13 protein-coding genes and 1 tRNA gene are annotated in these 13,487 nt (G+C 64.5%); 6 read left to right on the forward strand and 8 right to left on the reverse strand.

The window, feature by feature from the left end:
• The first annotated feature begins 84 nt into the window (after nucleotides 1-84).
• Nucleotides 85-1,242, forward strand: coding sequence for a ribonuclease D (rnd, locus tag D8Z78_RS09155; protein WP_121629613.1), 1,158 nt, complete (start codon nucleotides 85-87; stop codon nucleotides 1,240-1,242).
• A gap of 36 nt (nucleotides 1,243-1,278) precedes the next feature.
• On the opposite strand, the gene D8Z78_RS09160 is transcribed toward rnd, so the two are convergent.
• Nucleotides 1,279-1,782, reverse strand: coding sequence for a hypothetical protein (locus D8Z78_RS09160; RefSeq protein WP_121629612.1), 504 nt, complete (start codon nucleotides 1,780-1,782; stop codon nucleotides 1,279-1,281).
• 122 nt (nucleotides 1,783-1,904) lie between these two features.
• On the opposite strand from D8Z78_RS09160, the gene D8Z78_RS09165 reads away from it, so the two are divergent.
• Nucleotides 1,905-2,309, forward strand: a complete 405-nt coding sequence (locus D8Z78_RS09165) for a SufE family protein (RefSeq protein WP_121629611.1) — start codon at nucleotides 1,905-1,907, stop codon at nucleotides 2,307-2,309.
• Nucleotides 2,310-2,620: 311 nt separating this feature from the next.
• On the opposite strand, the gene trpE is transcribed toward D8Z78_RS09165, so the two are convergent.
• The 6 genes from trpE to fabI all read right to left on the reverse strand — a co-directional run bounded on the left by trpE (nucleotide 2,621) and on the right by fabI (nucleotide 9,386).
• Nucleotides 2,621-4,135 (reverse strand): anthranilate synthase component I, encoded by a 1,515-nt coding sequence (gene trpE, locus D8Z78_RS09170; protein ID WP_121629610.1) that lies wholly within the window; start codon nucleotides 4,133-4,135, stop codon nucleotides 2,621-2,623.
• Nucleotides 4,136-4,144: 9 nt separating this feature from the next.
• The gene (locus D8Z78_RS09175) at nucleotides 4,145-5,992 is read right to left on the reverse strand and encodes a peptidylprolyl isomerase (protein WP_121629609.1); all 1,848 of its coding nucleotides are present in this window, start codon (nucleotides 5,990-5,992) and stop codon (nucleotides 4,145-4,147) included.
• A 45-nt stretch (nucleotides 5,993-6,037) separates the two neighbouring features.
• Nucleotides 6,038-7,222 (reverse strand): aminotransferase, encoded by a 1,185-nt coding sequence (locus D8Z78_RS09180; RefSeq protein WP_121629608.1) that lies wholly within the window; start codon nucleotides 7,220-7,222, stop codon nucleotides 6,038-6,040.
• Nucleotides 7,223-7,288: 66 nt separating this feature from the next.
• A complete protein-coding gene (gene gpt, locus D8Z78_RS09185) occupies nucleotides 7,289-7,807 on the reverse strand; it encodes a xanthine phosphoribosyltransferase (RefSeq protein WP_121629607.1) in 519 nt (172 codons plus the stop codon).
• Nucleotides 7,808-7,873: 66 nt separating this feature from the next.
• Nucleotides 7,874-8,476, reverse strand: coding sequence for a LysE family translocator (locus tag D8Z78_RS09190; RefSeq protein WP_121629606.1), 603 nt, complete (start codon nucleotides 8,474-8,476; stop codon nucleotides 7,874-7,876).
• A 103-nt stretch (nucleotides 8,477-8,579) separates the two neighbouring features.
• Nucleotides 8,580-9,386 carry an enoyl-ACP reductase FabI gene (gene fabI / locus D8Z78_RS09195; protein ID WP_121629605.1) on the reverse strand — a complete coding sequence of 269 codons (807 nt, stop codon included), beginning with the start codon at nucleotides 9,384-9,386 and terminating at the stop codon, nucleotides 8,580-8,582.
• Between the two features lie 100 nt (nucleotides 9,387-9,486).
• Between fabI and pdxH the strand changes: the two genes are divergently transcribed.
• The 4 genes from pdxH to D8Z78_RS09215 all read left to right on the forward strand — a co-directional run bounded on the left by pdxH (nucleotide 9,487) and on the right by D8Z78_RS09215 (nucleotide 11,488).
• The gene (gene pdxH, locus D8Z78_RS09200; protein ID WP_121629604.1) at nucleotides 9,487-10,092 is read left to right on the forward strand and encodes a pyridoxamine 5'-phosphate oxidase; all 606 of its coding nucleotides are present in this window, start codon (nucleotides 9,487-9,489) and stop codon (nucleotides 10,090-10,092) included.
• 143 nt (nucleotides 10,093-10,235) lie between these two features.
• On the forward strand, nucleotides 10,236-10,775 hold the full coding sequence (locus tag D8Z78_RS09205) for a cold-shock protein (RefSeq protein WP_420824311.1): 540 nt from the start codon (nucleotides 10,236-10,238) through the stop codon (nucleotides 10,773-10,775).
• On the forward strand, nucleotides 10,751-11,362 hold the full coding sequence (locus D8Z78_RS09210; RefSeq protein ID WP_240672059.1) for a DUF192 domain-containing protein: 612 nt from the start codon (nucleotides 10,751-10,753) through the stop codon (nucleotides 11,360-11,362). Before D8Z78_RS09205 ends, D8Z78_RS09210 begins: the two co-directional genes overlap by 25 nt.
• A 49-nt stretch (nucleotides 11,363-11,411) precedes the next feature.
• Nucleotides 11,412-11,488, forward strand: a tRNA-Pro gene (locus D8Z78_RS09215).
• A 68-nt stretch (nucleotides 11,489-11,556) separates the two neighbouring features.
• On the opposite strand, the gene D8Z78_RS09220 is transcribed toward D8Z78_RS09215, so the two are convergent.
• Complete coding sequence (locus D8Z78_RS09220) at nucleotides 11,557-13,443, reverse strand: ATP-binding protein (RefSeq protein WP_164932928.1); 1,887 nt, start codon at nucleotides 13,441-13,443, stop codon at nucleotides 11,557-11,559.
• Between the last annotated feature and the right edge of the window lie 44 nt (nucleotides 13,444-13,487).

The raw sequence follows: 13,487 nt of genomic DNA on the forward strand, positions 1-13,487 counted from the left end.
CCTGTTTCCTTTTCCCGCAAGGCTGCGCTAAGCTGCCGAAAACAACAGACGCGCCACTTACCGGTTATTCAGAAAAGGCAGCGCATGCAGACCATTACCACGACCGACGCCCTGGCCGCCTTTTGCGAGCGTGCAAAAGGCCAGCCTTATATCACCGTCGACACCGAATTCCTGCGCGAGCGGACCTATTATTCCAAGCTCTGCCTGATCCAGTTGGCCCTGCCGGGCACGGACACCGCCGATGCGGTGCTGGTCGATCCGATCGACAATGACATGTCGCTGGACCCGCTTCTGGACCTGTTCCGCGACGACAGCATCGTCAAGGTGTTCCACGCCGCGCGGCAGGATCTGGAAATCTTCTTCATCGATCACGGCGTGATCCCGCAGCCGCTGTTCGACACGCAGGTCGCGGCGATGGTGGCGGGCTTTGGCGAGCAGGTCGGCTATGAGACGCTGGTCAAGCGCATCGCCAAGCAGCAGCTGGACAAGTCCTCGCGCTTTACCGACTGGTCGCGCCGCCCGCTGACCGAAGCGCAAAAGACCTATGCGCTGGCGGATGTGACCCACCTGCGGCAGATCTACGAATTCCTCAATCGCAAGCTGGAGGAGACCGGGCGCGCGCGCTGGGTCAAGGAAGAGATAGCCGTTCTGACCGATCCCGAGACCTACATCACCCGACCTGAAGATGCGTGGAAACGGGTCAAGACCCGCTCCGCCGCGCCGCGGTTTCTGGCCATCGTGCGGGAACTCGCGCGGTTCCGCGAAACCTATGCGCAGGAGCGCAACATTCCGCGCAACCGGGTGTTCAAGGATGATGCGCTGGCAGAGCTCGCCTCGACCAAGCCCGCCAACATGCAGGATCTGGGCCGGTCGCGCCTGCTGTTGCGCGAGGCCCGCAAGGGGCCGATTGCCGACGGGATCATCGCGGCGGTGCAGGCGGGGCTGGACTGCCCCAAGGAGGACCTGCCTCAGGCCGATAACGGCCCGGATCGTGGACAGGTGAACCCGGCCCTTGCAGACCTGCTGCGGGTGCTGCTGAAAGCCAAGACCGAGAAATCCGGTGTCGCGTCAAAGCTGATCGCACCGGCCTCGGATCTCGATGCCATCGCCTCGGGTGAGCGGGATGTGCCCGCGCTGCGCGGCTGGCGGCGGGAGGTCTTTGGCGATGACGCCTTGCGGCTGTGCGAGGGCAAGATCGCCCTGGCTGCGCGCGGCAAGACTGTCGATGTGATCGAGTTGTGAAATAAGGGTAGGATGGGTGATCACCCATCCTACTTTTCAGCGGCGCGCGGTGCGGATGTTCCGGGCGCCCTTGACCCGGATCGTGCCGATGCCTGCGAGGTCATTGTCGGTCAGCCAGACGGCGGCACTGACGGTGCGCGACCATTCCGATCCGACACCGCCCTGCGGCTGGTAGGCCTTCAGTTCATAGGTCAGCACTCCTTCGCCCGTTTCGCTGTCCAGCTTGACCAGCTTCAGCTCATAGGGCCCTTGGTAATCGGCCACGCCGGTGGCGTGGATGATCGCGCCCCCCGGACGGCGCTCGACAGTGAGTTCCGAGACCTCGGCGACCAGCCATCCGCCATAGGCGCTCTCCTTTTCGGCGCGGAAAATCGACGAGCGTCGGCGCGGGATCAGCGGATTGACTTCGCCCTGTTGGACCACCGGTTCCGATGTGGAGCGGCCGAACCAGTTCATCGGGTTTAGGCGCGAGTCGCGCACGGCGCCACAACTGCTGAGGACAAGTGCGGACAGAACCAGCACAGAAAGCGTTTTCTTCATCGCGGAACGGCCCCTTCTTTCCGTCTTGTCTTGGGTTACCGCATCCCGACGCTCTTGAAAAGCGCGAAGGGCTGGACCTTTGGCCCGAGGCACCTTACCTGCAGGGAAAAAGGAGATCAGGCATGGCGCAACCGGCATTCGAAGAGGTGGTCGAGGATTTCGAATTTCTCGAGGACTGGGAAGACCGCTATCGCATGGTGATCGAAATGGGCAAGGACATGGCGCCGATGCCCGACGCGCTGAAGGTACCGGCCACGAAGGTCGAGGGCTGCGCCAGCCAGGTTTGGCTTCACATGACACCGGAACAGGGTGTGTTCCATTTTCAGGGGGATAGCGACGCCCTGATCGTCAAGGGGCTGATCGCGCTCCTGCATCGTCTGTATGACGGGCTTCCGGTGGCAGAGGTCGGCGTGGTGGACGCGCGGTCCGAACTGGGTCGCCTTGGCCTGAACGATCACCTTTCCGCGCAACGTTCCAACGGATTGCGCGCCATGATCGAGCGGATTCGCGAGCAGGCGGCGGAGTAGGGGGCGCTGCCCCCGGCCTGCGGCCTCCCCCGAGGTATTTTCCGACCAAAGAAGCAAGGGTTCCTTAACCAAGCTGTTCCACGATTGGCCTGCGGTACAGGCTGAGGAGCCGATGATCGCGACCGGAGAAGCCCCTCGACGCCGCGGGCCTGGCCACAAAGCGCGAGGGGTGGACCGGCTCACCGGCTGTGCAGGGCGGCAGAGACCGAACCGCCAATTGGTCGATGTTTTCAGAGCGGGTCCGTGCTTCTTTGGTCCCCAAATACCTTGGGGTGAGCGCGTAGCGCGAGGGGCAAAGCCCCTGATACCTCTCAGCGGTTACCGTCTCCGGTAAAGCGCGCGGCGTCTGCCGCGGCACGGCGGATGGCGTTGGATTTGTGCACCGTTTCCTGGTACTCGCTTTCGGGATCGCTGTCATAGACGATGCCCGCACCGGCTTGGATATACAGCTTTTGGTCCTTCACGATGGCCGTGCGCAGGGCGATGCACATATCCATGTCGCCGCCCGCGCTGAAATAGCCCACACCCCCGGCATAGACGCCGCGCTTTTCCGGCTCCAGCTCGTCGATGATCTCCATCGCGCGGACCTTCGGCGCGCCGGACACGGTGCCAGCGGGCATCCCGGCCAGAAACGCCGACAGCGCGTCCTGATCCTCGGCCAGTTCCCCCACCACGTTCGAGACGATGTGCATCACGTGGCTGTAGCGCTCGATGATGAACTGTTCGGTGGGGCGCACGGTGCCGATCTTCGACACGCGGCCGGCATCGTTGCGGCCGAGATCGAGCAGCATCAGGTGCTCGGCGCGTTCCTTGGGATCGGCCAGCAGGTCCTCGGCATAGGCATTGTCCTGCTCGGGGGTCGCGCCGCGCGGGCGGGTGCCCGCGATCGGGCGCACCGTGACCTCGGAGCCAAAGACCCGCACGAGGATCTCGGGCGATGCGCCGATCACCTGAAAGCCACCAAAGTTGAAATAGAACATGAAGGGTGACGGGTTCGTCCGGCGCAAGGAACGATACAGCGCAAAGGGCGGCAGCGGGAAATCCTGCGTCCAGCGTTGCGACGGCACCACCTGAAAGATGTCGCCCGCGCGGATATACTCCTTGGCCTTTTCGACCGCGTCGAGAAAGCCCTGATGAGTGAAATTCGACACCGGCTCGCCCAGATCGGCGGCCTCGCCCAGATCGCGCGTGGCTTGCGGCATGGCGCGTTCCATGTCGCGCACCGCATCCATGACGCGCTCGGCGGCCTGCGCATAGGCGGCGCGGGCCGAGACACCGTCCTGCACCCAAGCGGGTGAGACGACCGTGACCTCGCCCTTGGCCCCGTCCAGCACCGCCACGACCGAGGGGCGCATCATCACCGCATCGGGCAGGCCCAGCGGATCGGGGTTCACGTCCGGCAAGCGCTCCACCAGACGGATCATGTCATAGCCGAGATAGCCGAACAGCCCGGCGGCGGCCTGCGGCAGGTCCTCGGGCAGGTCGATGCGGCTTTCGTCCAGCAGCGCGCGCAAAGCCGTCAGCGGATCGGTGTCCAGCACCTCGAAACTGTCCGGGTCGAACCGCGCATGGCGGTTGATCCGCGCCGTGTCACCGTGGCACTGCCAGATCAGGTCGGGCTTCATGCCGATGATCGAATAGCGCCCGCGCACTTCGCCCCCAGTCACCGATTCCAGCACGAAGGCATCCTTGGCCGCGCCGGTCATCTTCAGCATCAGCGACACCGGCGTATCGAGATCGGCGGCAAGGCGCGTATAGACGATCTGGTTCTGACCCGCCTCATAGGCGCGGGCGAAGTCATCGAACGAAGGGGTCAGCTGCGACATGGGCCCGCCTTACTGGAAATTCGCGTGGACGGCGTTGACGACCTGCTGGTCGATCTGAAGCCCGGCACGCTGCTGGATGTCGGTGGACAGGGCCCGGTACAGGTCGTTGGCGACGTCACCAGCCGCCTGACCCTTCAGCGCCTCGGCCAATTGCCGTGCGGCATCGCTGTCCATGTCTGCTGGCAGGATCTCGTCGAGACGGACGATGGTCACGCGCCCCTGACCCGGCACCACGGTGATGTCACCCGGTTCCATGTCGAACACGGCCTCCAGCACCCCGGACGGCAGCGCCGCGCCATAGGCGGTGCGGGTCAGCCCATCCTGAGTGTTGGGCGCCAGCGTCAGCCCCTCGAAGGTCGCCCCTTCGGAGAGTTGGTCGGCCAGCGTCTGCGCCTCGGCGGTCAGGGCTTCGGTGGTGGCCTGCTGGTCCCACAGCGCCTGCACCTGATCGCGCACCTCGTCGAAGGGGTAGGGCGCGGGCGCCTGCACCTCGTCCAGTCGCAGGGCAAAGATACCGCCATCGCCCAGCTGCTCGATGGCCGGGTAATCATCGGCGGTGACACGGCCTGCGGCCTCGCGGAAGGCGTCGAAGCCGGCGATGGTCTCGTCGCTTTCACCGGTCCAGCCGATGGTGCCCAGTTCCATGTCGGTGGTCTCGGCCAGTTCCTCCAGCGTGACACCACCGGCAAGCTCATCGTCGAAGCCCTGCGCCTGCGTTTCGATCAAGCGCCGCGCACGATCCAGCGCGAGGTCGTCGCGCAGCGCCGGAATGGCTTCCTCGAACGGGGTTTCCTGCGCGGCGAGCACGGCGTTCACCCGGAACAGCGCCGGTCCGATCGAGCTTTCGGCGGGGCCAGCCACCTCGCCGGTATCGACCGCAAACACGGCCTCGGCGGCGGAGTCGAGATCGTCACGGGTCACATCGCCCAGATCGACATCGGAGAGTTGCAGATCCCGCTCGGCCACCAGCTCCTCAAAGGTCGTCTCACCCGCAGCAAGCCGGTCGGCGGCTGCCTGCGCAGCCTCCTGCGAGCCAAAGACCAGCCGTTCCACCAGTCGGCGTTCGGGCATGTTGAACTCGGCCTCGCGTTCCTCGTAGGCGGCGCGCAGGGCGTCCTCGTCCACCTCGACGGTTTGCACCAGCATTTCCGGCGTCAGCCAAGCATAGGTGATCTGGCGCGTCTCGGGGCGGGTGAAACGGTCGATGTTCTCTTCGTAGAAGGCCTGCAATTCCGCCTCGTCGGGCGTCGGCAGGCCGGTGGTCAGGCGCTCGGGGCCGATCTCGGTCCACGTGAAGGCGCGGCGCTCGCCGGTATAGGCTATGATCGTGTCGACATAGGTGTCCGGCAGGGTCACCCCCGCCAGAACCGCGCCCTGCAGCAGGGTCGCCGCGCTTTCGGCGCGCAGCTGTTCTTCGAACTGGGCCTCCGTCAGGTCGGCGTTTTCCAGCACCAGCTTGTAGGTCTCGCGGCTGAACTGTCCATCGGGCCCTTGGAAGGCCCGGACGTTGCGTAGGTCTTCGGCAAGGCGCTGGTCACCGACCGAAATCCCCATCTGCGCCGCCTCGTTTTCCAGCGCGGCCTTTTCGACCATCTGCGCCAGCACCCGCTGCGGCAGACCCAGCGCCTGCGCCTGCTGGAAGGTCACCGCCTGTCCGGCCTGCGCCTCGACCGCGCGGATTTCGCCCTGAAGCGCGCGCATGTAGTCGCTGACGGGGATTTCCGTCTCGCCCACAGTGCCGAGCGAACGCACATTGCCCGAGAAATTCGTCGCGCCAAAGCCGCCAAGGCCAAGGATCAACATCCCCATAAGGATCCAGACGAGGGTATTGGTGGTCTTCTTCTTGGCGCGCGCCATTGTCGTCCTCCCACGGGTTTGGTCCGGGACTGTCTAATCGGCGCGTCAGGGGGCTGCAAGGGGCCAGTCAAGCATGGCCAGCCGGTTCAGCGCGTCCTTGATCCCGGCGCGGTCGATATTGGCGAAGGCCATGCGGAAATGCCGGTCGCCGGTCGCGTCGCCCTCCGGGGTGAACATGGTGGCGGGCAGCATCAGGATCCCTGCCTCGCGCACCAGTTTCGGAGCCAGCACGGCGGCCCCATCCGCGAACGGGTGTTCGAGATAGGCGAAATAGGCGCCAAGCCCGCGCAAGTGCCAGCCCTGCGTGGCCAGCGGCGGGAAATGGTCGAGGATGGCCTGCCTGCGGTCGAGGATCTCGTCGCGCTGCTCGGCCTTCCATTGCGCGAGGTGCTCCAACCCATAAAGGGCCGCTTTCTGGCCCAAGGTGGGGGCGCAGATCGCCACCGTGTCCTGAAACTTCTCGATCTGGTGCAGCAGGTCCGGATCTGCGATAATCGCGCCGACGCGATGGCCAGTCAGCCGGTAGGCCTTTGAAAAGCTGTAAAGCTGGATCAGGGTTTGATCCCAATCGCCTGCGCGCAAAATCTCATGCGGCGCGCCCGGGCGCTGGTCGAAGTCGCGATAGGTCTCGTCGACGATCAGCTTGATGCCCTTTTCGCGGCACAGGTCGAACAGCGCCTGAAGCAGGTCGGCCGGGTATTCCACCCCGCCGGGATTGTTGGGCGAGCTGAGCGCAATCGCCCGCGTCCGGTCGGTGATCAGCGCACGCGCGTCGTCCACATCCGGCAGCAGGTCCGGCCCGGTGGCCAAGGGCACGGCGCGCACACCGCTCATGTCCAGCCACATCTTGTGGTTGAAATACCACGGCACGGGCAGGATCACCTCGTCGCCCTGATCGGTCAGCGCAGAGATCACGGCGGCAAAGGCCTGATTGCACCCGGCGGTGATGCCCACCTGTTCCGGCGCAACCGCGCCGCCGTAATGCGCCGCCCAATCCCGCGCCAGCGCCGCGCGCAGGTCCGGCAGTCCCAGAACCGGCCCGTAAAGGTGCGTATCCGCCACCTCCAAAGCCTCGGCCATGGCCCGTCGCAGGGCAGGCGGCGGCGGATCGGCGGGCGCGGCCTGACTGAGGTTCAGCAAGGGCCGGTCAGGCGCAAGGGTCACGCCGTTCAGCCAACGCCGCGCCTCCGGGATGGGCGGAAAGAAGGTCGCTTCGGTCCGTGTCGTCATCTGAACGCCCCTGGTTTCTTCTGGCTTCAAATACCGCGGGGGTTTGGGGGCAGCGCCCCCAAGACATCAATCCTCGCCGCGATAGGGTTTGACGTATTGCAGCGCCATGTCCCACGGAAAGAAGATCCATGTGTCCTGCGACACCTCGGTGATGAAGGTCTCGACCTGCGCGCGGCCCATCGGCTTGGCATAGACGGTGGCCACATGCGCCTTGGGATAGAGCTTGCGCACCAGTTCCAGCGTCTTGCCGCTGTCGACGAGGTCGTCGATGATCAGGATGCCGGTGCCATCGCCCATCAACGCGGGGTCGGGGGATTTCAGCACCTCCGCCTCGCGGCGCTGATCGGCCTTGCCGCCGCCCGAATGGTAGCTTTTGACAGAGATCGTATCGACGGTGCGGATGTCCAGCTCGCGCGCGACGATCATCGCCGGGGCCATGCCGCCACGGGTGATGGCCACCACCGCCTTCCAGCCGCCCTCTTCGGGGCCGTGCCCCTGCAGGCGCCACGCAAGGGCGCGGGCATCGCGGTGCAACTGGTCCCAGCTGACGTGAAACCCTTTTTCATGGGGCAGCAGATCGTTCATGGCAGGCTCCTTCACTCGGCTTGGGCGCTGTCATAGGCCGTGGTCCGTCCCGCTGTCCAGAGCGCGTTAGCGGTTGATCAGCAAACGCAGCCCCAAAGCCCCAAGGATCACCGCCGCGCCCCGGTCGATGGCGGGCTTCAGGCGCAGGTAACCGGCGCGGGCTGGCGGTGTCGACAGCAACGCGGCAAACGCCCCGTAAACGATCACCTCGACAACGAAATGATTGAGCACGATCAAACCCTTGTCGCCAAGGCTCAGCCCGGCGGGAAAGATCACCACCAACACCGACGCCGCGAAGAGCACCGATTTGGGGTTGCTCAGATTGACCAGCATACCGTCCATGAAGGCCCGGCCATGGGCGGTCACGCTGTCGGCCACGGGCTTGCGCGCATCACGCCACAGCAGGTAGGCGATGCGCAGCAGGTAGAGCGCACCGGCGATCTTCATCACGATGAACGCGGCCGGGAAAAGGGTAAAGACCACCTCCAACCCCAAAAGCGCCGCACCGGTCCACAGCGCCGCCATCAGCCCCAGCCCTGCGCCCGTCGCCGCCCCGCGCGCAAAGCCGCCCGCGATGGACTGGCGCAAGGCGAACAGCAAGGCGGGGCCGGGGGCCGCCATGGCCGCCAGAAGAGTCAGGTTGAAGGCAAGGATATGGGTCCAGTCCATGGCGCGCTCCGATCTGTTGCCCGCATCAGGCCATGCGCCGCGCATCCGGTCAAACGCAAAACGCCCCGGCGGGGCCGGGGCGCCTGAAAATCGGGCAGGGCGCTCAGCCCTTGGTGATGTCGGGGGCGTCCACCGCCTTCATGCCGACCACGTGATAGCCCGCATCGACGTGATGCGTCTCGCCGGTGACGCCCGATCCCAGATCGGACAGCAGGTACAGCGCGGACTTGCCCACATCCTCGATGGTCACGTTGCGGCGCAGGGGCGAGTTGTATTCGTTCCACTTCATGATGTAGCGGAAATCGCCAATGCCAGAGGCGGCCAGCGTCTTGATCGGCCCGGCCGAGATGGCGTTGACGCGGATGTTGTCCTTGCCCAGATCCTCGGCCAGATAGCGCACCGAGGCCTCCAGCGCGGCTTTGGCCACGCCCATCACGTTGTAATGCGGCATGATCCGCTCGGCACCGTAATAGGTCAGGGTCACGGCGCTGCCGCCGTTCTTCATCATCTTCTCGGCGCGCTGCATCACCGAGGTGAAGCTGTAGACCGAGATATCCATGGTCATGGTGAAATTGGCCTTGGACGTATCGACATAGCGCCCGCGCAATTCGCCCTTGTCGGAAAAGCCGATGGCGTGGACGATGAAATCGAGGCTGTCCCACTTTTCGCCCAAAGCGGCGAACAGGCCGTCGATCGACTCCTCGTTGCCGACGTCGCAGGGCAGGACGATATCGCTGCCCAATTGCGCCGCCAGCGGTCCCACGCGCTTCATCAGGGCCTCGCCCTGATAGGAGAAGGCCAGCTCGGCGCCCGCATCGGCACAGGCCTTGGCGATGCCCCAGGCGATCGATTTGTCATTGGCAAGGCCCATGATCAGCCCGCGTTTTCCCGCCATCAATTGGTTTGACATCTGTGCCACGTCCCCCAGTTTTCGTTGCAAGTCGTTTAGGCGATAGGCAAAGGTCCATCAAGTGGGCATTGCCTGCCGCGTCCCAAGGAGAAGACGAAAGATGAGTGACCGAACAGGCATTTTCGCGGGCGACGACCCGTTCCGGATTGCACGCGACTGGCTGGCCGAGGCGGAAAAGACCGAAGTCAACGACCCCAACGCGATCGCCCTGTCGACCGTCGATGCGGACGGGTTGCCCAATGCGCGCATGGTCCTGCTGAAGGATATCGAGGACGCGGCCTTCGTGTTCTATACCAATTACACCAGCAAGAAGGCCGAGGAAATCGACGCCGCGGGCAAGGCGGCCTTTGTCATGCATTGGAAATCGCTGCGCCGTCAGGTGCGCGTGCGCGGCCTCGTCGAACGCGAGGACGGTCCGGCGGCTGACGCCTATTACGCCTCGCGCTCGCTCAAAAGCCGTCTTGGCGCATGGGCGTCGGACCAGTCGAAACCGCTCGACTCGCGCGCGACCCTCATGGCCGAGGTCGCGCGCATCACTGCCAGCAAGGGCCCAAACCCGCCGCGCCCGCCGTTCTGGGGCGGGTTCCGGATCAAGCCGCTGGAGATCGAATTCTGGGCCGATGGCGCGTTCCGCCTGCATGACCGCTTTCGCTGGCGCCGCGACTCGCTCGACGCGAAATGGCAGGTCAACCGCCTGAATCCCTGATCGCCGAATTCCGCCCAACTGCCGGCTTCTTTCCGCACAGTTCACCCCACGTGAATTGAATTGACACAAAATTTCCACATCCCCCCGTCTTGAACAACCGGGTTGGGATGATCCAGACATTGGGTGGGGATAGACGGTACAGTTTGGAATCAGAGTTGAGACAAGAAGACGAAGAAAATGTAATCGTCGATGGCAAGGTAAAGTGGTTCGACCCGGTCAAGGGCTTCGGATTCGTCATCGCCGACGAAGGTGGTCCGGATATTCTGCTGCACGCCAACGTGCTGCGCAATTTCGGGCAAAGCTCCGTCGCAGACGGGGCGCGAATCCAGATCGAGGTTCAACGCACCGACCGGGGCGTGCAGGCGACGCAGGTGATCAGCATCCAGCCACCCGAGGGAAATGACACACTTCCCCTCGCGGATTTTCAGGATCTCGATCCCGAGGCGATGGCCAATGCGCCGCTGGAACCGGCGCGCGTCAAATGGTTCGACAAGGCAAAGGGTTTCGGGTTTGCAAATGTCTTCGGAAAACCCGAAGATGTTTTCATACATATCGAGGTCCTGCGTCGGTCGGGCCTCGCGGATCTTCAGCCGGGCGAGGCCTTGGCGATCCGCGTGGTCGATGGCAAGCGCGGTCTCATGGCGATGGAAGTGAACGCATGGGAAGTCGCGCTGAAGCGCTGAAGACACGGGTTTGGACAGGCGCGCTGTTGGCCATCATGATGGCCACGGCGGCCTGCGCCACCGACGAGGCGTCGTCTCCGGGCGACGTCGCCGCCGCCGAAGTGCCGGGGGCCAAACCCGAGGGCGGCGGCGCGATCGCACCCATCGGGGACGAGGCCGATGCGGGCGTCGATCCGGATGCCGCGGTCTGCGCCGAGGACAAGGTTCACCTGCGCGGTGCCTTCGGCAAGGCCGAGTTCACGGTCGACGTGGCCCGGACCCCGGAAGAACGCGCAAAGGGCCTGATGTTCGTCGAGAAAATGCCGATGCGGCAGGGAATGCTGTTCGTGTTTCCGTCCGAACGGCCCTTGTCCTTCTGGATGAAGAACACGCTCATTCCGCTGGACATGCTCTATATCGATCAAGACGGCATCGTGGTGGACATCCACGAAAACGCCGTGCCGGGCGATCTGACCGGGATTCCCAGCAGCGAACCCGCGCAATATGTGCTTGAAATCAATGGTGGTATGTCCCGTCTTCTGGGGCTGGCACCGGGCGTGGAACTGGCCCATCCGGAAATCGCACAGGCCAAGTGGCGCTGCCGCTGAATTTTGCGCTTTTCAATGCCGGTCGGGGCGGCTAAACCCCGCCTCAGGTCGGGGCGTGGCGCAGTCTGGTAGCGCACCTGTTTTGGGTACAGGGGGTCGTGAGTTCGAATCTCGCCGCCCCGACCAATTTCCCGGATATCAGCCGTTGTTTTGTCAGGGAGCCTGACCACGCGCAGCTTTGGGCTTTGCGCGGCTCAGCGCTCGGTCGAGGGATCGACGACGCTGGCCACGGCGCGCAGCAGGTCTGCCTTCGGGACCGGCTTCAGCAGGCGGATGTCGCCCGGGTCTGCGGGACGTTCGCCGCTTTCAGGGTCCGGCGCATAGCCCGACAGGAAGATGACCGGCTGTTCGGGGCGGATCTTGCGGATCTGCCGTGCCAGTTCGCGGCCCTGAATGGCCCCCGGCATGACGACATCGGTCAGGACCAGATCGAAGGTCGGGTCGTTCCGGAAGATGTCGAACGCGGCGTCGCCCGACTCGGCAGGCGTCACTTGGTGCCCGCCATCTTCCAGCATGGCGCGCAGGATGTTGCGGACATCGCCCTCGTCCTCGACAAGCAGGATCGAGGCCTTCGTACGGGTGTGTTTCGCCAGCAGCGTGGGCTCTGGCGCGGTCTCCGTCTGCCCGCCGCGGCTGGTCGGAAAATACAGCCGGACCGTCGTGCCCTTGCCGACTTCGGTATCCACCTGCACCGCGCCCGAGGATTGCTTGACGAACCCCAGCACCATCGAAAGGCCCAGACCCGAACCCGAGCCCGGTGATTTGGTGGTGAAGAACGGATCGAAGATGCGGCTGCGCACCTCGTCCGCGATGCCACAGCCCGTATCCGCCACCGACAGCATCACGTAGCTGCCCGGTGAAAGGCCGTCCTCGCGGACAGCCAAATCTTCTGGCCCGAGCCGGACATTCGCGGTCCTGATCGCAAGGGTGCCGTGCCCCTTCATCGCATCACGGGCATTCAGGGCAAGATTGAGCAGGGCGCTTTCCAGCGAGGACAGGTCCAGCCGCAACGGCCATGCGTCGGTTTGCAGGTCCGTGGAAATCTCGACCGAGGCGGGCAACACCCGGCGCATCCAGTTTTCCGCATCCCGCACCACCACGTTGATGTCCATCACCTCGGGTTGAAGCCGGGCGCGGCGGGCAAAGGACAACATGCTGCGCGTCAGGCCCGCCCCGCGCTTGGTCGCGGCGATGGCGGCATCGACGAAGGCGGCGCGTTTCTCGTCCTCCTCATCCTCGCGCAGCAATTCGAGATTGCCCATGATCACCGCGAGGATGTTGTTGAAGTCATGGGCCACGCCGCCGGTCAGGTGGCCGATGGATTCCATCTTCTGGGCCTCGAACTGTCTGGCCTCGGCCTCCTTGAAATGGGTGATGTCCTGAGAGGCGCAGACCTGTCTCTCGATCTCGCCCGATGCTCCGCGTATCGGGTGGACGATGGCCCTTATCCAGCGGACGCCGTCCGAGCCGAGCACCCGGTATTCCATTTCGGCATCTTCGCCGGCCTTGAGCACGCGGCACCATTCATCGACCTTGGCGCGGTCATCGGGGTGCACCAGATGGAACGGCCCGCCCACATCCGAGACCATGGACAGGAACCGTTCGCGCGAAACGCCGTAGTTCCGGATATGCTGGTCGGAAACGACGATCGGGATGTTCTGGCGGATGTCCCAGATGTAATATCCCAGATCGACCAGCTGGCTGGCCAGCTTCAGCGGTTCTTCCTGTTCCTTCCGCTGGGCTTCGAGCAGGGCATCGTAATAGGAATCCCGATCGTCGCGCAGGCGGCCCAGCACCGTGCCCACCGCACCGAACAGCATCATTCCCACCAGCGTATAGGCAAAGTTGCCGGTCAACGTGGCCGGACCGAAGCCTTGAAGGTGACTGTAGAGCACGTAAAGGGCCGCAGCCCCGCCCGCGACCGCGCCGGACACGAGCCCACCGTTGAACCCGGCAAAGCCCACGGAGACCAGCAACAGCAGAAACGGGATCGGGACGGTGCCCAGCCCGGATCGCGCAATCTCGATCGCACACAAGACCGCAGCGGCCGGCAGGCAACTCAGCACCCTTCTGCGTAACACTTGCTTTGCGCTTCCTGCTTTTTGCCTCATGCAGGTGGTATGGT

The sequence above is a fragment of the Tropicibacter alexandrii genome (assembly GCF_003667315.2).
Lineage (GTDB): Bacteria > Pseudomonadota > Alphaproteobacteria > Rhodobacterales > Rhodobacteraceae > Tropicibacter > Tropicibacter alexandrii.

What these genes read in the sequence shown, in the direction of transcription:
- rnd (WP_121629613.1), top strand. Translation starts at nt 85, where the DNA reads ATGCAGACCATTACCACGACCGACGCCCTGGCCGCCTTTTGCGAGCGT.
- D8Z78_RS09160 (WP_121629612.1), bottom strand. Translation starts at nt 1,782, where the DNA reads ATGAAGAAAACGCTTTCTGTGCTGGTTCTGTCCGCACTTGTCCTCAGC.
- D8Z78_RS09165 (WP_121629611.1), top strand. Translation starts at nt 1,905, where the DNA reads ATGGCGCAACCGGCATTCGAAGAGGTGGTCGAGGATTTCGAATTTCTC.
- trpE (WP_121629610.1), bottom strand. Translation starts at nt 4,135, where the DNA reads ATGTCGCAGCTGACCCCTTCGTTCGATGACTTCGCCCGCGCCTATGAG.
- D8Z78_RS09175 (WP_121629609.1), bottom strand. Translation starts at nt 5,992, where the DNA reads ATGGCGCGCGCCAAGAAGAAGACCACCAATACCCTCGTCTGGATCCTT.
- D8Z78_RS09180 (WP_121629608.1), bottom strand. Translation starts at nt 7,222, where the DNA reads ATGACGACACGGACCGAAGCGACCTTCTTTCCGCCCATCCCGGAGGCG.
- gpt (WP_121629607.1), bottom strand. Translation starts at nt 7,807, where the DNA reads ATGAACGATCTGCTGCCCCATGAAAAAGGGTTTCACGTCAGCTGGGAC.
- D8Z78_RS09190 (WP_121629606.1), bottom strand. Translation starts at nt 8,476, where the DNA reads ATGGACTGGACCCATATCCTTGCCTTCAACCTGACTCTTCTGGCGGCC.
- fabI (WP_121629605.1), bottom strand. Translation starts at nt 9,386, where the DNA reads ATGTCAAACCAATTGATGGCGGGAAAACGCGGGCTGATCATGGGCCTT.
- pdxH (WP_121629604.1), top strand. Translation starts at nt 9,487, where the DNA reads ATGAGTGACCGAACAGGCATTTTCGCGGGCGACGACCCGTTCCGGATT.
- D8Z78_RS09210 (WP_240672059.1), top strand. Translation starts at nt 10,751, where the DNA reads ATGGGAAGTCGCGCTGAAGCGCTGAAGACACGGGTTTGGACAGGCGCG.